The organism is Bacteroides neonati (assembly GCF_000499785.1).
Lineage (GTDB): Bacteria > Bacteroidota > Bacteroidia > Bacteroidales > Bacteroidaceae > Bacteroides > Bacteroides neonati.
Genome location: NZ_HG726027.1, coordinates 1 through 23,831, shown reverse-complemented (window position 1 = coordinate 23,831; position 23,831 = coordinate 1). Strand labels below are relative to the sequence as shown.

The window sequence follows — 23,831 nt, the reverse complement described above, 5'->3', positions numbered from 1 at the left end:
AATGTTACCTTTGCAGTAAAGACTAAACAGTTGATTATGATTCAAACGCTAAAGACTTACTTCGGGTATGATAGCTTTCGTCCTCTGCAAGAGGATATTATACGTAATATCATGCAAGGAAAGGATGCACTGGTACTGATGCCAACGGGTGGTGGAAAATCAATTTGTTACCAGCTTCCTGCACTGCTTAGCGAGGGAATCGCAGTAGTTGTTTCTCCCCTTATCTCGTTAATGAAAGATCAGGTAGAGTCGCTGCGTTCCAATGGAATAGCTGCAGGAGCACTCAATAGTAACAATGACGAAACAGAAAACGCAAACATACGCCGAGCATGCATTGAAGGGAAAATAAAATTGCTATATATATCACCTGAGAAACTAATTGCAGAAGCAGACTATCTACTACGTGATATGCATATCTCTTTGTTCGCAATCGATGAAGCCCATTGTATTTCGCAATGGGGACATGATTTCCGTCCAGAATATACACAAATGGGAATACTACACGAACGTTTCGCGCGCGTACCTATTATTGCACTTACAGCTACGGCTGATAAAATCACTCGTCAAGACATCATCCGACAGCTTCATTTAGTAGATCCTGAGGTATACGTTTCATCCTTTGACCGACCCAATTTAAGCCTCACCGTAAAACGGGGATATCAACAGAAGGAAAAAAGCAAGGCCATACTGGATTTCATCGCCAAACATGCCCGAGAAAGCGGTATAATCTATTGTATGAGCCGAAGTAAGACCGAAACAGTAGCCCAAATGCTAAAGAAGCAAGGCATTCGAAGCGAAGCTTATCATGCCGGATTATCACCTCAGACACGTAGTAAAGTACAGGATGATTTTATCAACGATCGGCTGCAAATCGTCTGTGCAACCATTGCTTTCGGAATGGGAATTGATAAATCAAATGTTCGTTGGATAATTCATTACAATCTGCCAAAGAGTATAGAGAGCTTCTACCAAGAGATTGGACGTGCTGGACGCGATGGTTTACCAAGCGATACAATACTATTCTACTCTTTGAGTGATTTAATTTTATTAACCAAATTTGCCACAGAAAGTAAACAACAAACAATCAATCTCGAAAAGCTTCAACGAATACAACAATATGCAGAATCCGACATATGCAGACGGCGCATATTGTTAAATTATTTCGGCGAGACATCAACCAAAGACTGCGGCAATTGCGATGTGTGCAAGAACCCTCCAGCACGCTTCGACGGAACGACTATCGTACAAAAAGCACTAAGTGCTATTGCCAGAACAGAGCAACAAATCGGAACCGGCCTTTTAATTGATATTCTTCGAGGATCATTTACGGCGGAAGTCAGAGAAAAAGGTTACGAGCAATTAAAAACATTTGGCGTGGGACGTGATATTCCTGCACGCGATTGGCAGGACTATTTATTGCAAATGCTACAATTAGGCTACTTTGAAATTGCCTATAATGAAAGCAACCACCTCAAAATAACCGAAAGCGGAAGCAACGTATTATTTGGAAGGGAGCAAGTCAAGCTAGTTACTATACGCAAGGAAGAAGTATTGACTCTCAAAAAGAAAATAACCGTAAGCAAGGAATTACCTCTGGGAATACCCGAAACGGCTAGTGAAGAACTTTTTCAAGCCATGCGAGAATTACGCATGCGCCTGGCAGAACAAGATCAGATACCACCCTACATCGTCTTATCGGATAAGGTGCTGCATCAACTTAGTTTGTCACGCCCCACTACGCTGGAGGCTTTTGGTAACATCAGCGGCATCACCGAATACAAGAAGAAAATGTACGGGAAAGAGTTCGTAAAGCTTATAAAACAGTACGTTTAGCGAGTGAAAGCACATCAAACAATACTTTTCTATTAAACAATGTTACAGAACACCTTTTTATTGACAAAAAAGTGATATCTTTCCAGCCTGATTTACTTTTAAACACACAAATCAATACATTCAATGAAAAAGCAACTACTGCAAGAGAACCGAATGATGCTTCTCATCCTATTGTTTCTAATCGTTCCCCTGACAGGTAAAGTCAATGTCCTGATTGCCTCCACAAACAAGAGCGAGGCAAAGCCACAAACAACGAACACAAAGCCTTTTGTCATCCCCGAACTCAAAGAGTGGAAAGGTGCCAAAGGAACCTTTACCCCAAGTAGCACCATGCGCATCGTATGCACAGGTGCACAACCCGAATTGCTACGTGTGGCAGGTCTGTTTGCCGACGATTATGCAATCATGTTCGGTTATAAACCGACAGTGGTGCAGGGCAAAGGACAAGCAGGCGACATCGTGCTGACGCTACGCCCCGACAAGAAACTGGGCAAAGAGGGCTATGCGGTGAAAATAGCCGACCGCCTCACCCTGAGCGCACCCGAATCGGTAGGCGTTTATTGGGGCACACGCACACTGCTCCAAATAGCCGAGCAAAGCAAAAACCAATCGTTTCCTAAAGGAGAATTAAGAGACTTCCCCGACTATGCGATACGTGGCTTTATGATCGATTGCGGACGTAAGTTTATCCCAATGGCTTTTCTCGAGGATTACGTTAAAACGATGGCGTATTATAAGATGAACACCCTACAGATTCACCTCAACGACAACGGATTTAAACAATACTTCGAGCACAACTGGGACAAGACCTATGCAGCCTTTCGCCTCGAGAGCGACACCTACCCCGGCTTAGCCGCGGCCGATGGTCATTATACCAAACGACAGTTTATTGACTTGCAAGTGCTGGCCGAGAACAACTTCGTAGAGATTATCCCCGAGATAGATGCACCGGCGCACACACTCGCCTTTACGCACTACAAACCCGAAATCGGCAGTAAGGAATACGGTATGGATCACCTCGATCTGTTCAATCCGGAGACTTATACGTTTCTCGACGGGCTATTTAAAGAGTATCTTGAGGGGGATGAACCGGTATTTCGCGGCAAACGCGTACACATCGGTACCGATGAATATTCGAACAAGAAAAAAGACGTAGTCGAGAAGTTCCGTTACTTCACCGACTATTACATTAAATACGTGGAGAGTTTTGGCAAACAAGCCTGCGTATGGGGAGCGCTGACGCATGCCAAGGGCGACACTCCGGTGAAATCAGAGAACGTAGTCATGAGCGCCTGGTACAACGGTTATGCTAACCCGAAAGAGATGGTCAAACAAGGATATAAGCTCATCAGTATCCCCGACGGACTGCTCTACATTGTTCCGGCTGCGGGTTACTATTACGACTACCTGAACACCGAAAAGCTATACAACGAGTGGACTCCCGCACACATCGGAAAGGTAGTGTTCGATGAGAAAGATCCTGCCATTCTGGGCGGTATGTTTGCCGTATGGAACGACCATGCCGGAAACGGTATTTCGACCAAAGACATTCACCACCGCACCTTCCCCGCCCTGCAAACACTGGCCGTAAAGATGTGGGCAGGCCCCAATACTTCGATTCCTTATGCCGACTTCGACAAAGCACGGCAATTGCTCAGCGAAGCACCCGGAGTCAACCAAATGGGAAAAATTACAAACACACCCGGACTGGTTTATGAACAAACTACCGTAGCTCCCAACAGCAGCACGCCACACCGCGAAATCGGGTACAACTACTTGGTCAACTTCGACCTCGAAGGAGCCAATGAAACCCCTGGAACTGAGCTATTCCGCTCGCCAACAGCTGTATTCTACCTCTCAGATCCGATCAGCGGCATGCTCGGCTTTGCGCGCGACGGGTATCTGAACACCTTTAACTACCGTGTACGAAAAGGCGAAAACGTGAGAATCGGCATCAGCGGTGACAATTCTTCGACCCGCCTTCTCATTAACGACAAAGTTGTGGAAGAGTTAAACACCCAGAAACGCTTCTATAATGGTGGAAAAGATTCGATGAAATACGTACGCACGCTGGTCTTCCCATTGGAGAAAAGCGGCACGTTCAACAGCCGCATCACCAATCTGAAAGTTTACAACACAAATAAAGAGTAATCTCATCACTTATTTAACCAAAATGACATGAAGCGAACAACAACCTTTCTTATGCTCGCCGCCGCATGGCCAATAGCCATGTGGGCGCAACAAGGAGTCACACAATGCGGAACACCGACCGGACAAGCACCCTTCCCGACAGGTACGTACCTCGAGTTGCCCAACCCGCAGCCCCCCACTCCCAGCCAATGGGCCAAGTTGAAAGAGACTCAGGCCGCTTGGGGAAGCAGCAACGAGCGATACGGGCAAACCACCGTACCCACACAGCTAACCAATCGCGCTCAGTTAACAGCCTGGCGCGGCGAAAAGGTGCACACCCAAGCCGTATTATACACCCCCGTTGGTGTGGAGAAGCTAACCTATACGCTATCGCCCCTCACCAATGCGAAAGGCGAAGCACTGCCGACCGAGGCATTCGAAACCGGATTCGTACGCTACGTCATGACCGACGAGCTTAACAAAGACGGAAAAGGAGGATGCGGTTACCGCCCCGACCATTCCATCTACGACTCTACACTCGTGGCCGATCCGATTGACCACAGCACCCTGCAACTGCAAGTAAAACCCATGAACACGCAAGCCATCTGGGTGAGTTGCACCGTTCCCGCCAATACCTCTGCGGGCAAGTATAAAGGCACATTGGCATTGAAGAACGAAGGACAAACCCTTCGCACCCTTCCGCTCGAGATAGAGGTGCTCAACCGCACCCTGCCTGCTCCTGCCGAATGGGCTTACCACCTCGACCTGTGGCAAAACCCCTTTGCCGTAGCACGCTACTACCAAGTACCGCTGTGGAGCAAGGAGCACTTCGACGCCATGCGCCCCACCATGGAGCGACTGGCTGCAGCCGGACAGAAGATCATCACCGCCAGCATCATGCACAAACCCTGGGGCGGACAAACGCACGACTACTTCGAGACCATGGTAAGCTGGACGAAGAAGGCCGACGGAACATGGGCTTTCGACTACACCGTCTTCGACCAATGGATATCGTTTATGATGAAAGCCGGTATTGACCAGCAGATCAACTGCTACTCGATGATACCCTGGAAACTATCGTTCAAGTATTTCGATCAGGCCACCAACTCGATGAAGTCGATCGATACCGCTCCCGGCAAACCCGAATACAACGAGATGTGGACAGCCATGCTCGCCTCCTTCTCCAAGCACCTGCGCGAGAAGGGATGGTTCAACAAAGCCGTCATCGCCATGGACGAACGTCCCATGGAAGCCATGCAGAAGGTAATCTCCCTGATTCGTCAGGTAGACCCCGAGTTCAAGATCGCATTGGCAGGCAACTACCACGGAGAGATCGAAAAGGACTTGTACGATTACAGCATCGCCTGGGGACAGACCTATCCCGCCAACGTATTGAAGCGTCGTCAGGCAGCCGGACAGCGTAGCACGTACTACACCTGTTGCACCGAGGTGTGGCCCAATATGTTCACCTTCTCGCAACCCGCCGAAGCCGCCTATATCAGCCTCTTTGTGGCCAAAGACAACGTAGACGGTTACCTGCGCTGGGCCTTCAACAGCTGGCCGCTCGAACCATTGCTAGACTCACGCTTCAGTGCCTGGGCAGCAGGCGATACCTACCTCGTATACCCCGGCAACCGCTCATCGATCCGCTTCGAGAAACTGATCGAAGGCATCCAGGCCTACGAGAAAGTACGGGTGCTGAAAGCCGAATTCGAGGCCAACGGCAATACACGCGGCACGAAGAAAATCGAAGCATTGCTCGCTCCCTTCAAAGGCTCCTTTGCTCCGGCAGACGTAACCAAACAACGCGTAGAACGCGCCATGAAGGAGCTTAATACGCTGTAACGAAGAAAAAAGTGTTTGAAGCTTACTTTCATGCTTCAAACAATTGACTTTCAATGATCAATGTAGTATATTTGTAAGTATCATTCTGCATTAGATTCAGATGAAACGACTAAAATGGGAGAGAGCCTCGGCTTTCTCCCATTTTTTTGTATGCACGGTTCGTTTCACAACCATACCCGTTCACAAGTAGCTCTTGCACGGTTTCCTATCTGCAAACGAACAATTGGAAGGACAATAAACGAGTACTTTGTGTTGATATAGTCATACCGACAGCAAACTGGTGAGGGGTGGAGATTACTTGCACTGCTGCAACTGCTCGCGCAAATCGGCCGGGGGCACCCCCAACGAAATGGCCTTCTCGAAATCCTGACGGGCTTGGCTTTTCTTCTTTTGTGCGAGGTACAGTTCGCCGCGCATCAGGTATGCCTCGACCGAAGTGGGTTGTAAGCGAAGCGCCTCTTCGAGATCGACCATCGCCAGATCGGCATGCCCCATCTCTTGCTCTACACCGGCGCGGGCCACGTAGAGTGTTGCATCATCGGGCTTCTCGTTCAGCAGCCTATTGAGCAGATCGAGTGCTTCGCGAAACTTGCCTTCTTTCTGCTCGATAGTCGCCAACCCCAGCCTGCCGCTATAGCTTTGCGAATCGAGTTCGAGCAGACGGTTGTAATCCATGCGGGCAGCCTTATAGTCGCGCCGCAAGGTATAGATGTAGGCGCGCATCAACAGGGCTTCGGCATTCACCTTGTCTTTGTCGAGCACTTGGCAGTAGTCGACATAGGCCTGATCGGTCATTCCTTTTTCGAGATAAATAGCACCGCGATCAAGCAAGATGGGCACAGCCAGCGGGGCAATGTTGAGGGCAAAGGAGTACGAGTCGATGGCATCGTTGTAACGACCCATGCGGCGCTGCACCAGCCCCAGGTTTGAGAACAGGAGGGCGTTGTGCGGATTCTTCGGCTCCAGCTTCAGGGCTTCGAGCAGATAGGTTTCGGCTTGTTTCAAGCTATCACTCTCGATACAGGCCACGGCACGTTGGGAGAGTTCGGTATAGGCCGGTGTCGAAGCAACCGGAGTTTGTGCCCAAGCAGCCGAAGCAGACAGGCAGAGAAAAGAGAGAGTATAGAAGAGTTTCATAAGATGTATGTGTAGGGGATTAATCGATTGGATAGGCATCGAAGGCATAGAGCTCGGTCGAAAGATAGCGTTCGCCCGTATCGGGTAGCAAGGCGACGATGGTTTTGCCCTTAAACTCGGGTCGCTCTGCCAACAGGCGCGCTGCATAGACCACTGCTCCCGAGGAGATACCGGCCAGCAGCCCTTCGGTAGATGCCAACTCGCGACCGGTGCGAATGGCCTCTTCGTCGGGCACCCCGATCACTTCGTCGACCACCGATGCATCGTATAGCGCGGGAACGAAGTTTGCACCGATGCCCTGAATGCGATGCGGTGTCCACGCTCCACCCTCCAACACGGGCGATGCAGCCGGCTCAACCGCCACGATGTGTACCTGCGGACGGTGTTTTTTCAAGGCACGCGCCACTCCGCAGATGGTTCCGCCGGTGCCTACTCCGGCCACAAACACATCGACAGTGCCGTCGGTATCGTGCCATATCTCTTCGCCGGTGGTCTCTTCGTGCACGCGGGCATTGGCCGCGTTTTCGAACTGTTGCAGGATCACCGATCCGTGAATCAAAGCCTTCAGCTCCTGCGCGCGGGCGATAGAGCCGGCCATACCTGCCAGTCCGTCGGTCAGTACAATCTGTGCGCCCAAGGCTTTGAGGAGGTTTCTTCGCTCGATGCTCATCGTCTCGGGCATGGTCAGTATCAACCGATAGCCTTTGATCGTGGCCACCATCGCCAGTCCTACGCCTGTATTGCCGCTGGTGGGTTCGATAATCGTAGCACCGGGCTGTAGCGTTCCGCTTGCTTCGGCGTCTTCGATCATCGCCAGTGCTACCCGGTCCTTGACGCTTCCGGCAGGGTTAAATGCTTCCAGTTTAGCAACGATATTCTTCGCAAGGTGATGTCTGCGACTGTATCCTGCAAGCTCCATGAGCGGTGTGTGACCGATCAATTGGGTTAAATTCTTAGCTATTTTTGCCATATACTACCTCTGTTTTATCGGGTGAATGCGCAAAGATAAAGAAAAGTATTGTACCTTTGCCGACACGTTCAATCTTTTTAAGTGTATCGATATGAAGAAAAGACTTATACAATTTATCACGACCTATTTCCTATTTGTATGCATCTTTATCCTCCAGAAACCTATTTTCATGGCTTATTACCACCGTCTTTTCGAAAAGGCCTCGTGGGGCGAATGGCTATCGGTAATCTGGCACGGACTTCCACTCGATCTCTCTCTGGCGGGATACCTGACCATCCTGCCGGGACTACTACTGATAGCAAGTGCGTGGACAAAGACGAACATGCTCCGAAAAATCCGTAATGTCTACTTTCTCATCATATCCATTGTGCTATCCTGCATTTTCATCGGCGACCTCGGGCTGTACGGCTACTGGAACTTTCGCCTCGATACCACTCCCCTCTTTTACTTGGCTTCATCCCCAAAAGATGCCTTGGCAAGTGCGGGTGCAGGTGTATTGCTGGCAGGGTTGGTAGCGGTGGCGGTTTATGCCGCTTTATTGTACACGGTATGTTACTTCGTGCTGGTAAAACAGAAACAGGAGTTGAAGATTCCGTTCAAACGCCTAAGTGTTTCGGGTGCGCTGCTGCTCGCTACCGCACTACTGTTCATCCCCATTCGGGGCAGCTTCGGCACGTCGACCATGAATGTGGGCAAAGCCTACTTCAGCAGCAATCAACGCTTGAACCATGCAGCCATCAACCCTTGCTTCAGCCTGCTCGAATCGTTCTCGCGCGAGACGGATTTTGCCAATCAGTACCGGTTCTTCCCAGCTGCAGAAGCCGAACAGCTTTTTGCGCAGATCACCGATAAGCCGGCAACGGATTCTATACCGCAACTCTTCCAAACCGCACGTCCCAACGTAGTATTCATCGTTCTCGAAGGTTTCTCATCGCACCTGATGACAAGTCTGGGTGGCAAGCCCAATCTGGCCGTTCATCTGGACCGGCTCTCGAACGAAGGAGTGCTCTTTACACACCTCTTTGCCAACAGCTTTCGCACCGACCGTGGCCTGGTATCGATTCTGGGCGGCTATCCGGCACAGCCCACCACGAGCCTGATGAAGTATCCGCGCAAGACACAGAGTCTTCCCTCGATTCCCGCCAGTCTCAAGAAGGCAGGCTACGGATTACAGTATTACTACGGAGGTGATGCCGACTTTACCAATATGCGTTCGTATCTCATCTCGACGGGCTTTGAGAACATTGTATCGGATAAAGACTTTCCACTCTCCGAGCGTTTGAGCAAATGGGGGGCACACGATCATGTCTTATTCGACCGTGTGCTGAGAGACCTGAAAGAGACGCCCACCCCCGAACCTTACTTCAAGGTGATACAAACCTCGAGCAGTCACGAACCGTTCGAGGTGCCCTACGAGCGGTTGAAGAATCCGGCTGCCAACTCCTTTGCCTATGCCGACAGCTGTCTGGGCGACTTTATAGAGCGATACAAACAGCTCCCCGAGTGGAAGAACACGGTGGTGGTACTCGTTCCCGATCACATGGGGGCTTATCCCGAGAACATCGATACCGACAGCCCGGAACGATACAAGATTCCCTTGCTGCTCATTGGCGGTGCAGTGAAGCAGCCGCTACGGATTGATACCTACGGGTCGCAGGTCGATATAGCCGCTACCCTGCTCTATCAGTTGGGCTTACCGCACGAGGCGTTCACGTTCAGCAAAAACCTCTTGAACCCGGCTTCGCCACACTTCGGATACTTCACCCATCCCAACTTTTTCGGCATGGTAACACCCGATAATGAAGTGGTGTTCAACTGCGAATCGAACAGTGTAGTGCTCGACCGAGGCAGCCAACCGGGTAGAAATCTGCCACTGGGCAAAGCCTACCTGCAAAAGCTCTACGACGATATAGCCAAACGATAACATACACGGATAAACGAATACTCACCCTTAAAGACGAACGATATGACCAGCGAACTCTTTCAAAGCCTGATGGAAACCGATCAAAGCGTGTTTCTTTACCTGAACGGACTCTACACCGATTTCGGCGATTACTTCATGAGTACCTTCTCGGGCAAAATCATCTGGGTGCCGATGTACGCCAGTGTATTGTATGTACTGCTTAAAAATGCCAATTGGAAGGAGACGCTCTGTTGCCTGATCGCCATTGCGCTGACAATTACGTTTGCCGACCAAATGTGTGCGACTGTAATTCGCCCTGTTGTGGCACGTCTGCGCCCTTGCAGTCCCGACAATCCGATTTCGGAGCTGGTGCATCTGGTCAACGGTAAGCGAAGCGGTTCGTTTAGTTTCCCTTCATGCCACGCCTCCAATTCGTTCGGGCTGGCGTTTATGCTGATGTATCTGTTCCGCAATCGTCGGCTTACTCTCTTCATTATGCTATGGGCAGTAGTGAACTCCTACTCGCGCATCTATCTGGGTGTACATTATCCGACCGATCTGTTGGCAGGTGCCATCATAGGTGCTGTGGGTGCTACGCTGATGTATTTCCTTCTGCGCCAGCTAACCGGTATCAAACGGGTGAGCGACAAACAAGCCTCGGTCATCATCTATACCGGATTGCTCACCATACTGGGCATATCGGTCTATGCCCTTATTTACGGATAGTAAGAAGAATGTATCTATTTCTGTAATTTGAGAAGATAAAAGATTGAATATCAAAATAATTTCTTATTTTTGTGTATTCTATATTCTAATTACTCATTTAAAACAGACGTTATGCAAGAATGGTGGCTCTCTTTAGACGTATTCATGAAAACACTCTGGTGCATTACAATCTTTGCCAGCTTAGTGTTTATCATACAAAGTGTAATGACATTTATCGGTATGGATTCCGACACGGGCATGGATCTCGACGTCGACAGCAATGCTTCGGATTCGGGCGAACCGTTTCAACTCTATACTTTCCGTAACTTTATCAACTTTTTTCTCGGATTCGGCTGGACGGCAATCACCTTGCGCCCGTATATAGACAATACGTTTCTGCTGATACTTCCTTCCCTGGTGGTAGGTGTGTTATTGGTAGGCGCGGTGATGTCTCTGTTCAAATGGTTAAGCGGTATGAAGCAATCGGGCAATATAGAAGCCGACTCGGCAGTGAACTGCACAGGCGAGGTGTACCTCACCATTCCCGCTGCACAAAATGGAGAGGGCAAAGTACAGATACGCGTACAGGGAGCTGTGCGCGAATACGATGCCATGACTCCGGGCGAGCAATTGGGCAATGGAACTCCCATCCGGGTGATACGCACCATCAACTCGCACACCGTTCTGGTAGAAAGAGCCTAACAGAAAAAGAATTCAATCAATACCATTTTATTCATTAATCAACTAACACATTATGATTGTACCCAGTTTGTATCTTATCGTGGGTATTGTAGCTGTGCTGTTTATCTCCTTTGCAGCCATTCTTTCGCGCTACAAGCGATGCCCATCCGACAAAATTTTGGTCGTTTACGGTCGTACCGGCAAAAACAAAGAAGGTGGCACCAGTTCTGCCCGCTGTATTCACGGTGGAGCCGATTTTATCTGGCCCGTCTTTCAAAGCTATGCATTTCTCGATCTCACCCCGATCTCTATCGAGTGTAACCTGACCAACGCACTGAGCAAGCAGAACATACGTGTCGATGTGCCTTGCCGCTTTACCGTAGGTATCTCTACCGAGCCCGAAAGCATGACCAATGCCGCCGAGCGCTTACTGGGACAACGTACAGAAAGCATTCAGAACCTGGCTACCGATATCCTGTTTGGACAGCTTCGTCTGGTGATCGCCACCATGGACATTGAAGAAATAAACTCCGACCGCGATAAATTCTTAGCCAATGTAAGTGCCAACGTAGAGGCGGAACTCCGCAAAATCGGTTTGAAGTTGATCAACGTCAACGTAACCGACCTGCGCGACGAATCGGGCTACATCGAAGCATTGGGTAAAGAGGCAGCTGCCAAAGCCATCAACGACGCCAAGAAGAGCGTAGCCGAACAAAACCGTTTCGGTGAGATTGGTAAGGCAGAGGCCGACAGAGACAAAGACATCCGTATTGCCGAAACCGTGCGTGATACACGTATCCGCACCTCCGAAGCCAATGCAACTGCCGTTGAAGGTGAAAATACAGCCAAGATTGCCATTGCCAACTCCGATGCTATCCGTCGCGAACGCGAGGCCGAAGCCTCACGTCGTGCCATTGCCGCCGAAAAGGTGCAAACGGCCAAAGCCTTAGAGGAGGCGTACGAATCGGAACGTACCGCCGAGTTGGTGCGTGCCGAGAAGGAAAAAGCGACGCAGACCGCCAACGTTGTAGTACCGGCACAAATCGAGAAAGAGAAAATGATTATCGATGCCGAAGCCGAAGCCGAACGCTTACGCCGATTGGCCAAGGGAGAGGCAGATGCCATCTTCGCCAAGATGGATGCCGAAGCACGGGGTATCTACGAGCTGCTCACCAAGCAAGCGCAAGGTTACGATCGCATTGTGCAGGCTGCGGGTGGCAACCCCGACAAGGCAGTCATGCTGCTCATCACCGAAAAGCTACCCGAATTGGTACGCACACAGGTAGAAGCCGTGAAGAACATCAAGATAGACAAGGTAACCGTATGGGATGGAAACACCGGACAAGAGGGAAATACCTCGACGGCCAACTTCATATCGGGTATGATGAAATCGGTTCCTCCGTTGAACGATCTCTTTAACATGGCCGGCCTGAACCTGCCTTCGTATCTGAAAGGAACGGAAGAGACCACTGCTCCTACCACCGCTACGGTAGTAGAAGAGGAGAATAAGTAAAAAAGGGTCGGACGATCCACATAAAAGGGTCGGATCATCTGCTACGGATGATCCGACCCTTTTGTTCGTTTGATCTGGCTATACTAATATTTCCTTATATTCCATCATCCAATCATAGAAACGCCTGATGCCCTCTTCGACAGTTGTTTCGGGCTTGTAACCAAAGTCATTTTGCAGACGGGTGGTATCAGCAACGGTACACACCACATCGCCGGGTTGCATCTCGAGCATCTCCTTCACCGCCTTTCGTCCTGTTACCTGCTCAATAACCGAAATGAAATGCATCAGTTCGACCGGAGCCGAGTTGCCGATGTTATAAATGCGATAAGGTCTGCCCTCGACTGTTGGGTGCTCGGCTACTTGCATAACCCCTTCTACAATATCGTCGATATAAGTAAAGTCTCGTCGCATCTGTCCGTGGTTGAATACCTTAATCGGCTCTTCATTGAGCACCGCCTTCATGAATAGGTATGGTGCCATATCGGGGCGTCCCCAAGGACCATATACAGTGAAGAAGCGTAAGCCCGTCGTATGAATACCGTACAGCGTACTATAAGCATGCGCCATGAGCTCATCGCTCTTTTTGGTGGCTGCATACAAACTCACGGGCGTATCTACCTGATCGTCTTCGGCATAAGGAACCTTGGTGTTGGTTCCGTAAATACTACTCGAACTGGCATACACCAAGTGCTTGACCGGATGATGGCGACAGTTCTCCAATAAGTTGAGAAAACCGATCACGTTCGACTCGATGTAGGCATACGGATCTTCGATCGAATGGCGAACGCCTGCCTGAGCAGCCAGATTAATCACCACATCGAATCCTTCGGTGTCGAACAGTCGGGTGAGCGATGCACGTGCCGTTAAGTCGAGTTTGATGAATCGGTAAGCGGCATAGAGTTTGCTCGTTACAAATACATTCTCTGCAATGCTTTCTCGCTCAATACCCGCCTCCGCCAGACGGGCATATTTTAATCGTACGTCGTAATAGGCGTTTATTGTATCCAGTCCCACAACCTCATGTCCACGCAGCAGCAATGCTTTCGCGACATAAGAACCGATAAATCCGGCAGCTCCTGTTACCAATACTTTCATAAGTACGTTCTTTTATTTGTTATAAGGCCACTACCATGTAGTCGCCCACGTTATATTTCTCTTTTCCCTCAATGAGCGCACGCACGGTGCTACTTCTCTTCACTGCCCTGGTCGATAACAGCAGCACGTTACCCGCATAGTCGTTGGTAAGCAGCCCCAAGATGGTAACCGGTTTCACGTCTTGATGCAAGAAAACATCCATGCTTTCGGGGCGGCTTATGCCATAGGTGATATAGCCCGAAAGTTGTTTCTCCTGAGCCACCTGCATGGCTTTGTGGCACAGATCGGCAAATCCCATCCGGCTGTTGAGCGCAGGAAGCCCCCAGCCTCCGGCAAAGACAGCTATAAACAAGCCAATGGCGATGGTATGGATAGACCGATGGAAGTTTTTCCGACGGTAGAGGTAGAATAGCGCAAGCAATCCGGTTAGAGTCAATACCCCTGCTGCCACATAAAAGGAGGGCTGAGCCAAAAACTGCGTAGCGGGTTGCCCTCCCAACCAGACAAGCACCGGAGTACTTGCCACAAACACCGCGGCAGGAACCGCGAGTGCCAATGCCAACCAACGGTTCCACCGGAAACGTGCCAACAGCAACACCGCTAAGTACACAAAGAACGGAAAGGCAGGTGTCAGGTAAACAGCTATTTTCGAACTGATGCAAGAGAGCATCAGCACAATCACGACCAAGGTGGTCAGGAAGAATCGTTCCAACTCGGTGCGTATCCATCCGCGACGGATACTTACTACGATGATGCCGATAAGCAACAGCGACCAAGGTGCCAGCGAATACCAGACGGATATAAAATAATAATAGAAAGGCTCGTCGTGATGAAACGAGTTGACAGCTCTATCTACCGTTTGATGAAAAAGCAGATTATTCAGGTATTCGGGGCCACCTTCGAGGTAGACACCGGCAAACCACAATGCACAACCCACCAGAAGCACCACCCAGGTAGTCCACCCCCAATAACGACTGAGGGTGCGAATACGACCGGTAACCAACAGAAAGGCAACACTCACCAACAAAGGCACCAAAATGCCGACAGGTCCTTTGGAAAAGACAGCCAAAAAGACGTAGACCGGAAACAATATCGCATTCCGCCGATGGTTTCCTTCGCCTCGCTGCATCCGATAAAACGTATAGAGGGAGAGTACGATAAACATACACATCAGCATATCCATTCGCAGAATAATAGCCAAACCCAGAAACAAACCGCAAGTCATCAACATCAGCCTACCGGTAAAACGATTATCGGCCGATACCTCTCCCCGTACCCAACGATCCATCACACCCATCACTACCAAGGCGGGTACAAGCGAGAACAATCCGAGAAACCACATATAGTGACCGCCCAATAGCCAACGGCTAAAAATCAACAACCAGAAGTAAAGGGGTGGTTTATCGGCATAAGGCAACCCCTGATTGGTAAAGGTAAGGAAGTGTCCGCTACGCAACGCTTCATCGACAATACTCAGGTAGCGCAGCTCGTTCGAGGGCGTATAATCCCGAAAAATCAATACCGGCAACAAGGCCAGCAGTATAAACAGAGACAGTAGGTAGTTGTTTCTCATGATTTTATTTCCTTTTGATTGTCATTGCGGCGTCCGATAATCAGGTTGCGCGTATAGGCTACGAAGCCCACCGATTGTCCAAGTACCAACACCGGATCGAGACGAATGATACCGTAGATCACAATCACCGATGAGCCCACCAGACTGATTATCCAGAAACCACTGGGCAACAACGATTGTTTGTAGTGGAACGAATAAGCCCACTGATACACAAAACGCAGTGTAAAGATGACTTGTCCCATCGAACCAAAGACAAGCAACCATAACGGCACCTTCTCGTTCTGGAAAAAGTTATGGATAAACTCGCCCGCATCGTGCAACATAAACAGGGCAGCAAGTATCGGTGTAACGATAAGCAGAGCTTTGAGCAAAAACGGAACCCGTTTCCAGATACCTTTCTCATTCAGGTTCCACAAATAAATATAGTACGAAATAAACTGTCCGAGAATAATGGAAAAATCATGCCGGAACCAACCATACAAGCATAACAGATATGAACCCATGATGCTTAACACCCAAAAGATTGCAGGCGATACCACTTGTTTGGCTCGTTCGGAGAGTATCCATTGAAACAAGATACGTGCCGAGAAGAGTGCCTGTGCCAGAAATCCGACAACAAAGACGAGTGTATTTTCCATCAACGGGCTAAGCTGTTAAGTTCGTATCACCTACACGATAATTAATATAGCGTTTCTTCATCCACCGATAAGCGAAGCAATCGAGAAAAGGCGAAATCAATCGGTTCCACAGATGATACTTCGATACGCCTGCCACACGTGGAAAATGCCTTACGGGCGTCTGCTTCACCCGCCCTTCTTGCAAAAGAATCAAGGCAGGCAGAAAACGGTGCATACCCGTAAAGAACGGTATGCGTTTGGCGTAACTTGTGTGCATCACTTTCAGCGGGCAACCGGTATCCTCGACCCCATCATGTGTCATGGCACGCCGAAAGCCATTGGCTATCTTCGACTGTAGCTTTTTAAAGGGCGAATCCTTGCGGTTGGCACGGATGCCCATCACCAATTCGTAGTGAGTAATGTCTTTGAGCAGCAGGTTAAAATCTTCGGGAGTAGTTTGCAGATCGGCATCCATATAACCCACATAGATTGAGTCGGCATAATCGATGCCGGCCTTCATAGCAGCACTCAGACCGGAGTTACGAGCCAGATTGAGATAAAAAAAATGAGGATTACGGGCACACACCTCGAGAATACGATCGCCACTGGCATCACGCGAACCATCGTTCACAAATAAAACACAAGTGGGAACAAGGGCAGAGGGTAAATATTCGGCTAACTTTGTTTCAAGCGAATATATATTATCTTCTTCATTATAAACCGGTACCACAATTGTCAACTGGTAGTTTGCGGATTTATTCATTGAATAGGTGTATTTATTGTTGGTATACTATTATAGGATACAAAATTAACAAAAAATACAGACACAATGTTCGCCGAATGTATAAAAACTGTTATTGAATAGCAGATATATATACACAGAAAATCCTAATACTTATAGAATCTTCTGTGTATAAAAAAGATAGAACTTATTTAGAGAGATAATCGAGAATCCATTGTCCTACTTCGGAAGTGCTATAAGCCGGCCGGTTGTCTGCCTGAATATCCTGTGTGCGTACGTAAGCATCCATGGATGCATCGACCGCACGACGAATGAGAGCCGCCTCTTCCTTCAAACCAAAAGCATAGTCGAACATCATCGCTGCCGAAAGAATGGTAGCCAGCGGATTGGCTATGTTCTGTCCGGCGGCCTGCGGCCACGAGCCGTGAATCGGTTCAAATACCGAAGTATGTGTACCGATAGAAGCCGATGGCAGTAGCCCCATCGATCCTGTAATCACCGAGCCCTCGTCTGTCAGAATATCACCGAACATATTTTCAGTCACCATCACATCAAAAGCTGTAGGCCATTGAATCATACGCATGGCGGCATTATCGACAAACATAAACTCGGTTTCGACCTCGGGATAGAGCGGAGCAATCTCCTTGGAAACCTCACGCCACAAACGAGAAGTGGCCAATACGTTCGCCTTATCGACAATGGTCAATTTCTTCCGGCGCTTCATGGCATACTCATAGGCCAGGGTAACGATACGGGTAATCTCTTCGCGAGTGTACACACAGGTATCATAGGCGGTGTTGCCATCTTCGCTGCGTCCTTGCGGACGCCCGAAATACATGCCACCGGTCAGCTCGCGAATACACATAAAATCGGCACCACGAACCAAATCGGCACGCAAGGGAGATTTATGAATCAAACTCTCGAACGTAGTAACCGGACGGATATTAGCATAGAGCCCCAACCGCTTACGCATGGCCAATAATCCTTGTTCCGGACGCACCTTAGCCGACGGATCATTGTCAAATCGGGGATGGCCCACGGCACCAAAAAGAACGGCATCACTGCGCATACAGAGTTCATGCGTTTCTTCGGGATAAGGGTTGCCCACTTTATCAATAGCATCGGCACCACAGATACCATATTCGTAGTGCAACTCGTGGCCAAATTTATCGCAGACAGCTTGGGTAGCATCCAGTGCTACGCGTATTATTTCGGGACCGATTCCATCGCCCGGAAGGACAGCAATATTCAATTTCATTTTCTTATTCTTCTATTATATTCAACATTTTAATGGTCGCTTTGATAGCCGCTTCTGTCTGGTCGGCATCCAGTCCGCGGGTACGGAACACTTTATCATTGAAACTCCAGGTAATCACCGTTTGCACGAAAGCATCCGTACGGCCACCGGGAGGAATGGAAACGGCATAATTGAGCAACATCGGGAATTTGCGCCCCAGCGTGATCTTGTAAATTTTGCGGAGGGCACGTACAAAAGCATCATACTGTCCATCTCCCGAAGAACTCTCCTCATAGAGCTTCCCATCAATTTCAATACTGAGCGTTGCCATCGGTTTGAGTCCATTGGCAAGCGTTACGAAGTAGCTTTTCAACTTCACCTTATTATTAACACCGTCGTGCTTCAAGACATCGGATATAATGTAGGGCAGGTCTTCCTGTGTCACCAATTCTTTCTTATCGCCCAGTTCGATAATCCGTTCAGTTACTTTACGCATCGACTCTTCGTCGAGCTGTAGTCCCAATGATTCGAGATTTTTCCGGATATTGGCTTTGCCCGAAGTTTTGCCCAAAGCATATTCGCGCACACGCCCGAAACGCTCCGGAAGCAAATCGTTACAGTAAAGATTACTTTTATTATCGCCATCAGCATGTACACCGGCGACTTGTGTAAACACATTTTCGCCGACCAACGGCTGATTGGCAGGGATGGTAATACCCGAATAAGACTCCACCACCCGGCTCACATCGTTCAGGCGGCTCTCTACCACATTGGTGATGGCATTGAAATGATCTTTCAATATAGCCTGAACGCTGGCCAGTGGTGCATTTCCAGCTCGCTCGCCTAGTCCGTTGATGGTGGTATGCAACCCTTGTGCACCGCTTAGAACGGCTGCCAACACGTTGCTCACCGCCAGATCGTAATCGTTATGCGCATGAAAATCAAAGTGTGCGTCGGGGTAGCGTTTTCTCATCTTACGCATGAACTCAATTACTTGCAAGGGATTCAATATGCCCAAGGTATCGGGCAGCATAAATCGTTTGATCGATGTTTGCCGCAAGGCATCGACCAACTGAAACACATACTCGGGCGAGTCCTTCATGCCGTTACTCCAATCTTCCAGATAGACGTTGACTTCGATATCTAGTTCGTTCGCATAACTCACTACATCGAGTATATCGGATAGGTGCTCGTCGACCGTCTTCTTTAACTGGTAAGTGCAATGTTTCAACGAGCCTTTGCAAAGCAAGTTGATGACCCGGCATCCGGTGTCGTGAATCCAGTCGAGCGATAAGTGCCCATCGACAAATCCCAGTACCTCTACCTTTTGCAGTAGGTTGCGGCGCGCTGCCCAGTCGCAGATCATCTTTACGGCATCGAACTCACCCTCCGATACACGTGCCGAAGCCACCTCTACCCGGTCGACATTCAGTTCTTCGAGCAGTAGCCTCGCTATCATGAGTTTCTCATGAGGAACGAAAGAAACCCCGCTGGTCTGTTCACCATCGCGAAGCGTGGTGTCCATGATCTCTATTTTGACGCATTTTCCCATGCTGTGATTTTATCTTTGTTAGATAATAGAAAGTCGATGTCGTCGAGCCCGTTTTCCAGACAGAGCTTCTTATACGAGTTGATTTCGAACGATTCGCTCTTGCCGGTCGCCTTATTGGTGATGGTCTGTGCGGGTAGATTTACCTCGACCTCCATCTTTGGGTTCTGTGCTATCGACTCGAATAGTTCTGCCAGAAACCCCTCGGTAACCACCACAGGCAACACGAAGTTATTCAGCTCGTTATTTTTGTGAATATCTGCAAAGAAGCTCGATACAACCACTCTAAACCCATAGTCGGCAATAGCCCATGCCGCATGCTCACGGCTCGAACCTGAACCGAAGTTTTTGCCTGCAACCAGTATTTGTCCGCCATAGGTTGGGTCGTTCAGTACAAACGATTCGATTTTATGGCCTTGCTTATCGTAACGCCAGTCGCGAAACAGGTTCTCGCCAAACCCCTCTTTGGTGGTTGCTTTCAGAAAGCGGGCGGGAATAATCTGATCGGTATCTACATTTTCTAACGGAAGGGGTACACACGTACTGGTAAGTATATTGAATTTTGTTTTCATCGGTTGGGTCATATTAAAGAAATGTTCTTGGATCGGTTATCACTCCTGTTACGGCAGCAGCAGCAGCTACCAGCGGGCTGGCTAGCAGCGTACGCGCTCCGGGGCCTTGACGGCCTTCAAAGTTACGGTTACTGGTCGATACGGCATATTTGCCAGCAGGAATTTTATCATCGTTCATCGCCAGGCAGGCCGAACATCCCGGTTGTCGAATCTCAAAACCTGCTTCGATAAAGAGTGCATCCAATCCCTCTTCGCGCAACTGCCTGTCTACCTCCCACGAGCCGGGCACAATCCAGGCCACTACGTGATCGGCCTTCTGTTTGCCCTTCACAATCGAAGCAAAATCGCGGAAATCTTCTATACGCCCATTGGTGCATGAGCCGATAAATACATAATCGATTTTCTTACCCAACAACGATTCGCCGGGGGCAAAGCCCATATATTCGAGCGACTTGATAAAAGACGTTTTTCCGGCCTCACTCATCTGCTCGGTAGTGGGTATGTGCTGTGTGATGCCCATACCCATGCCCGGATTCGTGCCATAGGTAATCATCGGCTCAATCTCTTCGGCACAGAACGTTACTTCACAATCGAATACGGCATCCTCGTCGCTCTTAAGTGTTTTCCAATACGCCAAAGCAGTGTCCCAATCATCACCCGCCGGTGCATTTTCTCTACCACGAATGTAAGCGAAGGTCGTCTCATCGGGAGCAATCATACCACCGCGCGCCCCCATCTCAATCGAGAGGTTACACAGGGTCAGGCGACCCTCCATCGACAAACTGCGAATGGCTTCGCCGGCGTATTCTACAAAATAGCCCGTCGCACCACTGGTTGTCATCTTAGCAATAATATAAAGAGCCACATCCTTGGCGGTAACTCCTTTGTCCAACTTCCCATCGATGGTGATACGCATGGTTTGGGGTTTCGACTGCAAGATACATTGCGATGCCAGTACCATCTCTACCTCACTGGTTCCGATGCCAAAAGCCACTGCCCCCATCGCTCCGTGGGTCGACGTATGCGAATCACCACAAACAATGGTCATGCCGGGCAGGGTGAGGCCACGCTCAGGTCCAACAACGTGGATGATACCGTTTTTCGGATGCATCATTCCATAATGGGTCAATCCGAAATCGGCGGCATTTTTCGTCAGTGTATCTACCTGCGTTTTCGATACCTCATCCTCAATCGGTTTATCCTGATCGTGAGTGGGAGTATTGTGATCGGGCATACAAATAATCTTTTCGGGACGCAGGCATCCGATGCCACGAGCACGCAATCCGGCAAATGCCTGCGGACTGGTTACTTCATGACAGTATAAACGATCGATATACAACTGTGTAGGCCCGTCTTCGACCGTCGTAACCACATGTGCATCCCATATTTTATCAAATAATGTATTCATTTTCTTTTTTATGATTTAGCAATTTATACTTGAACTTATTTCACAAATTTGTTGATACAGTCAATATACGCCTCGACTGAAGCCGCTATAATATCGGTATTGGCACCAAAGCCATAGTATATCTGGTTGTCGTATTCTACCTGCATATGCACCTTACCTACATCATCGCTTCCTTTGCTGATGGCTTGAATAGTAAACTCCTTCAGTGTCATGTGGCGGTCTATGATTCGTTTCAGTGCTTTGATGGCTGCGTCTACCGGACCGTTTCCGCTGGCAGCAGCCTCGAACTTCTCACCCGCAATACTGAGCCCCAAACTGGCTACCGAACGTACACCCACACCACTCGTTACCTGTAAAAAGTCTAACTTGATACGCCGATTCTGGCTTCGTTCTGCTCCTGCCAATACTAGAATATCATCATCGTGAATGTCTTTCTTGCGGTCGGCCAATTTCAAAAACTCTTCATATACAGAATCCAATTTATCTTGCGACAACTCTACTCCCAATATAGAGAACCGGTGCTTCAAAGCGGCACGTCCACTACGTGCAGTCAGCACGATAGAGTTATCGTCAATACCCACATCGTGCGGATTGATGATCTCGTAAGTCTCCATATTTTTCAGTACACCGTCTTGATGGATACCCGAAGAATGAGCAAACGCATTCCGGCCTACAATCGCCTTATTGGGCTGTACGGGCATATTCATTAAACTCGAAACTAGGCGACTGGTCGGATAAATCTTTTGTGTGTTTATATTCGTATGGATATCTATTTCGTGATGACTCTTCATGATCATAGCGATCTCTTCGAGTGCTGTATTTCCAGCTCTCTCACCAATACCATTAATAGTTACTTCTACCTGACGGGCACCGTTCAACACACCGCTGATCGTATTGGCAGTGGCCATTCCCAAGTCATTGTGGCAGTGAGTCGACAGTATCGCATTCTCTATCCCATTCACATGCTCAATCAGATATTTAATCTTCGCCCCATATTCGCTCGGCAAGCAATATCCCGTAGTATCGGGAATGTTCACAACCGTTGCTCCCGCCTTGATAACCGCTTCAACCACACGTGCCAGATAAGCATTATCGGTGCGACCTGCATCTTCGGCGTAAAACTCTACTTCGTCGACGAAACGACGAGCATATTGTACGGCAGCCACCGCACGTTCAATAATTTCCTCCCGATTGGAATTAAACTTGTACTTAATGTGCGAATCGGAAGTACCAATACCGGTATGAATACGTTTATGCTTGGCAAACTTGAGCGACTCTACAGCTACATCAATATCTTTCTGTACGGCACGTGTCAACGCGCAAATTGTCGGCCATGTCACCGCTTTCGAGATTTCAATTACCGAATGAAAGTCTCCGGGGCTCGAGATAGGAAACCCTGCCTCAATCACATCAACTCCCAATGCTTCCAATGCCTTGGCAACCTGAATCTTCTCCACCGTATTCAACTGACATCCTGGCACTTGTTCGCCATCCCGAAGGGTAGTATCAAAAATAAATAATCGATTGTCCATGTTCTTCTTTTATATGATTATCGTAATTTACAGTCAATAAAAAAAAGCCTTTCGCACTGGGAAGTGAGAAAGGCTTTCGTATATTTTAAACATCATACACATCTACGCACAGCACTCACTTCCCCCGACATTTGCCAGCAGAATAATAATACCAGAGAGTAGAATATGTATAAATGATTGATTCATCTTTTGTTGCTTCTTTGTTTCAATGTTGCAAAGGTAAGGCTTTTTTTGATTATACAAAATAAAACGTAATCTTTTTGCCTGTTATCACGTCATTTTATAACATAATCAGGCAATTTTCTTATAGACACATTACTAGTCACACCTTTTTTCACTCCATTTGTTCATAGAGGATACAGAGAGCGCGAAGGAAGAGAAAAGAAAGGAAGAAGAGAAATTATCTTAGCGTTCCTTCGTACCTTCTATATTTCTCCATGTATTCCGCTGTGGTGAGCTATGGCTATAACGCAAAACGTCCCGTCAGTCTGATCGACTAACGGGACGTTTCTAAAAATGGCGGCTACCTACTCTCCCACTGTTACGCAGTACCATCGGCGTGATCAGGCTTAACTTCTCTGTTCGGAATGGGAAGAGGTGGAACCCTGATGCTATAGCCACCTAAATAAGGTTGACATGACAAAAACCAAAAAAGAATCATTCTAGCAAAGCTAAAGGGATATACCAACCATACACCTATAAGAAGAAAGTGTACGGGCAATTAGTAAGGCTCGGCTTTGATGTTACCATCTTTACACCTGCCTCCTATCAACGTTGTCGTCTTCAACG

Annotated in this window: 18 protein-coding genes and 2 rRNA genes; 7 read left to right on the top strand and 13 right to left on the bottom strand. The window is 48.7% G+C overall.

What is annotated here, in order from left to right; translation table 11 throughout:
- The first annotated feature begins 36 nt into the window (after positions 1 to 36).
- From recQ to TY03_RS18750, 3 genes are all read left to right on the top strand, one after another.
- Positions 37 to 1,833 carry a DNA helicase RecQ gene (gene recQ, locus TY03_RS18760; RefSeq protein WP_042372788.1) on the top strand — a complete coding sequence of 599 codons (1,797 nt, stop codon included), beginning with the start codon at positions 37 to 39 and terminating at the stop codon, positions 1,831 to 1,833.
- A 123-nt stretch (positions 1,834 to 1,956) separates the two neighbouring features.
- Positions 1,957 to 3,984, top strand: a complete 2,028-nt coding sequence (locus TY03_RS18755) for a family 20 glycosylhydrolase (RefSeq protein WP_230202005.1) — start codon at positions 1,957 to 1,959, stop codon at positions 3,982 to 3,984.
- A 27-nt stretch (positions 3,985 to 4,011) separates the two neighbouring features.
- On the top strand, positions 4,012 to 5,808 hold the full coding sequence (locus TY03_RS18750; RefSeq protein WP_042372786.1) for a DUF4091 domain-containing protein: 1,797 nt from the start codon (positions 4,012 to 4,014) through the stop codon (positions 5,806 to 5,808).
- 294 nt (positions 5,809 to 6,102) lie between these two features.
- Here the strand turns inward: TY03_RS18750 and TY03_RS18745 are convergent, their stop codons facing one another.
- Entirely contained in the window at positions 6,103 to 6,945 is an 843-nt protein-coding gene (locus TY03_RS18745; RefSeq protein WP_042372784.1) for a tetratricopeptide repeat protein, read from the bottom strand.
- A 19-nt stretch (positions 6,946 to 6,964) separates the two neighbouring features.
- Positions 6,965 to 7,915, bottom strand: a complete 951-nt coding sequence (gene cysK, locus TY03_RS18740) for a cysteine synthase A (protein ID WP_042372782.1) — start codon at positions 7,913 to 7,915, stop codon at positions 6,965 to 6,967.
- Between the two features lie 91 nt (positions 7,916 to 8,006).
- On the opposite strand from cysK, the gene TY03_RS18735 reads away from it, so the two are divergent.
- The 4 genes from TY03_RS18735 (at position 8,007) to TY03_RS18720 (ending at position 12,717) form a co-directional block, all read left to right on the top strand.
- Positions 8,007 to 9,839, top strand: coding sequence for an LTA synthase family protein (locus TY03_RS18735; protein ID WP_148335720.1), 1,833 nt, complete (start codon positions 8,007 to 8,009; stop codon positions 9,837 to 9,839).
- Between the two features lie 42 nt (positions 9,840 to 9,881).
- Complete coding sequence (locus TY03_RS18730; protein ID WP_042372780.1) at positions 9,882 to 10,544, top strand: phosphatase PAP2 family protein; 663 nt, start codon at positions 9,882 to 9,884, stop codon at positions 10,542 to 10,544.
- Between the two features lie 111 nt (positions 10,545 to 10,655).
- Positions 10,656 to 11,225: a hypothetical protein gene (locus TY03_RS18725; RefSeq protein WP_042372778.1), complete on the top strand. Its 570-nt coding sequence runs from the start codon at positions 10,656 to 10,658 to the stop codon at positions 11,223 to 11,225.
- A 52-nt stretch (positions 11,226 to 11,277) separates the two neighbouring features.
- Positions 11,278 to 12,717: a flotillin family protein gene (locus TY03_RS18720; RefSeq protein ID WP_042372777.1), complete on the top strand. Its 1,440-nt coding sequence runs from the start codon at positions 11,278 to 11,280 to the stop codon at positions 12,715 to 12,717.
- 78 nt (positions 12,718 to 12,795) lie between these two features.
- On the opposite strand, the gene TY03_RS18715 is transcribed toward TY03_RS18720, so the two are convergent.
- The 11 genes from TY03_RS18715 to TY03_RS18665 all read right to left on the bottom strand — a co-directional run.
- Positions 12,796 to 13,812, bottom strand: coding sequence for an NAD-dependent epimerase/dehydratase family protein (locus TY03_RS18715; RefSeq protein WP_042372776.1), 1,017 nt, complete (start codon positions 13,810 to 13,812; stop codon positions 12,796 to 12,798).
- A 19-nt stretch (positions 13,813 to 13,831) separates the two neighbouring features.
- Positions 13,832 to 15,385 carry an ArnT family glycosyltransferase gene (locus tag TY03_RS18710; RefSeq protein WP_042372774.1) on the bottom strand — a complete coding sequence of 518 codons (1,554 nt, stop codon included), beginning with the start codon at positions 15,383 to 15,385 and terminating at the stop codon, positions 13,832 to 13,834.
- Positions 15,382 to 16,023: a lipid-A-disaccharide synthase N-terminal domain-containing protein gene (locus tag TY03_RS18705; protein WP_042372771.1), complete on the bottom strand. Its 642-nt coding sequence runs from the start codon at positions 16,021 to 16,023 to the stop codon at positions 15,382 to 15,384. The genes TY03_RS18710 and TY03_RS18705 overlap by 4 nt, the downstream gene beginning before the upstream one ends.
- Before the next feature lie 7 nt (positions 16,024 to 16,030).
- Positions 16,031 to 16,765 carry a glycosyltransferase gene (locus TY03_RS18700; RefSeq protein WP_042372768.1) on the bottom strand — a complete coding sequence of 245 codons (735 nt, stop codon included), beginning with the start codon at positions 16,763 to 16,765 and terminating at the stop codon, positions 16,031 to 16,033.
- 166 nt (positions 16,766 to 16,931) lie between these two features.
- A complete protein-coding gene (gene leuB / locus TY03_RS18695) occupies positions 16,932 to 18,002 on the bottom strand; it encodes a 3-isopropylmalate dehydrogenase (protein WP_042372766.1) in 1,071 nt (356 codons plus the stop codon).
- Positions 18,003 to 18,006: 4 nt separating this feature from the next.
- On the bottom strand, positions 18,007 to 19,533 hold the full coding sequence (locus tag TY03_RS18690) for an alpha-isopropylmalate synthase regulatory domain-containing protein (RefSeq protein WP_042372763.1): 1,527 nt from the start codon (positions 19,531 to 19,533) through the stop codon (positions 18,007 to 18,009).
- Positions 19,512 to 20,102 carry a 3-isopropylmalate dehydratase small subunit gene (gene leuD, locus TY03_RS18685; RefSeq protein WP_042373053.1) on the bottom strand — a complete coding sequence of 197 codons (591 nt, stop codon included), beginning with the start codon at positions 20,100 to 20,102 and terminating at the stop codon, positions 19,512 to 19,514. Before leuD ends, TY03_RS18690 begins: the two co-directional genes overlap by 22 nt.
- A 13-nt stretch (positions 20,103 to 20,115) precedes the next feature.
- The gene (gene leuC / locus TY03_RS18680; RefSeq protein ID WP_042372761.1) at positions 20,116 to 21,510 is read right to left on the bottom strand and encodes a 3-isopropylmalate dehydratase large subunit; all 1,395 of its coding nucleotides are present in this window, start codon (positions 21,508 to 21,510) and stop codon (positions 20,116 to 20,118) included.
- Between the two features lie 35 nt (positions 21,511 to 21,545).
- Positions 21,546 to 23,042, bottom strand: a complete 1,497-nt coding sequence (locus tag TY03_RS18675; RefSeq protein WP_042372758.1) for a 2-isopropylmalate synthase — start codon at positions 23,040 to 23,042, stop codon at positions 21,546 to 21,548.
- A gap of 514 nt (positions 23,043 to 23,556) precedes the next feature.
- A 5S ribosomal RNA gene (gene rrf / locus TY03_RS18670) occupies positions 23,557 to 23,667 on the bottom strand.
- A gap of 75 nt (positions 23,668 to 23,742) precedes the next feature.
- A 23S ribosomal RNA gene (locus TY03_RS18665) occupies positions 23,743 to 23,831 on the bottom strand; the annotation flags it as partial.

Excerpts from the sequence above, each read along its gene's own strand:
- recQ (WP_042372788.1), top strand. The coding sequence starts at position 37 with ATGATTCAAACGCTAAAGACTTACTTCGGGTATGATAGCTTTCGTCCT.
- TY03_RS18755 (WP_230202005.1), top strand. The coding sequence starts at position 1,957 with ATGAAAAAGCAACTACTGCAAGAGAACCGAATGATGCTTCTCATCCTA.
- TY03_RS18750 (WP_042372786.1), top strand. The coding sequence starts at position 4,012 with ATGAAGCGAACAACAACCTTTCTTATGCTCGCCGCCGCATGGCCAATA.
- TY03_RS18745 (WP_042372784.1), bottom strand. The coding sequence starts at position 6,945 with ATGAAACTCTTCTATACTCTCTCTTTTCTCTGCCTGTCTGCTTCGGCT.
- cysK (WP_042372782.1), bottom strand. The coding sequence starts at position 7,915 with ATGGCAAAAATAGCTAAGAATTTAACCCAATTGATCGGTCACACACCG.
- TY03_RS18735 (WP_148335720.1), top strand. The coding sequence starts at position 8,007 with ATGAAGAAAAGACTTATACAATTTATCACGACCTATTTCCTATTTGTA.
- TY03_RS18730 (WP_042372780.1), top strand. The coding sequence starts at position 9,882 with ATGACCAGCGAACTCTTTCAAAGCCTGATGGAAACCGATCAAAGCGTG.
- TY03_RS18725 (WP_042372778.1), top strand. The coding sequence starts at position 10,656 with ATGCAAGAATGGTGGCTCTCTTTAGACGTATTCATGAAAACACTCTGG.
- TY03_RS18720 (WP_042372777.1), top strand. The coding sequence starts at position 11,278 with ATGATTGTACCCAGTTTGTATCTTATCGTGGGTATTGTAGCTGTGCTG.
- TY03_RS18715 (WP_042372776.1), bottom strand. The coding sequence starts at position 13,812 with ATGAAAGTATTGGTAACAGGAGCTGCCGGATTTATCGGTTCTTATGTC.
- TY03_RS18710 (WP_042372774.1), bottom strand. The coding sequence starts at position 15,385 with ATGAGAAACAACTACCTACTGTCTCTGTTTATACTGCTGGCCTTGTTG.
- TY03_RS18705 (WP_042372771.1), bottom strand. The coding sequence starts at position 16,023 with ATGGAAAATACACTCGTCTTTGTTGTCGGATTTCTGGCACAGGCACTC.
- TY03_RS18700 (WP_042372768.1), bottom strand. The coding sequence starts at position 16,765 with ATGAATAAATCCGCAAACTACCAGTTGACAATTGTGGTACCGGTTTAT.
- leuB (WP_042372766.1), bottom strand. The coding sequence starts at position 18,002 with ATGAAATTGAATATTGCTGTCCTTCCGGGCGATGGAATCGGTCCCGAA.
- TY03_RS18690 (WP_042372763.1), bottom strand. The coding sequence starts at position 19,533 with ATGGGAAAATGCGTCAAAATAGAGATCATGGACACCACGCTTCGCGAT.
- leuD (WP_042373053.1), bottom strand. The coding sequence starts at position 20,102 with ATGAAAACAAAATTCAATATACTTACCAGTACGTGTGTACCCCTTCCG.
- leuC (WP_042372761.1), bottom strand. The coding sequence starts at position 21,510 with ATGAATACATTATTTGATAAAATATGGGATGCACATGTGGTTACGACG.
- TY03_RS18675 (WP_042372758.1), bottom strand. The coding sequence starts at position 23,042 with ATGGACAATCGATTATTTATTTTTGATACTACCCTTCGGGATGGCGAA.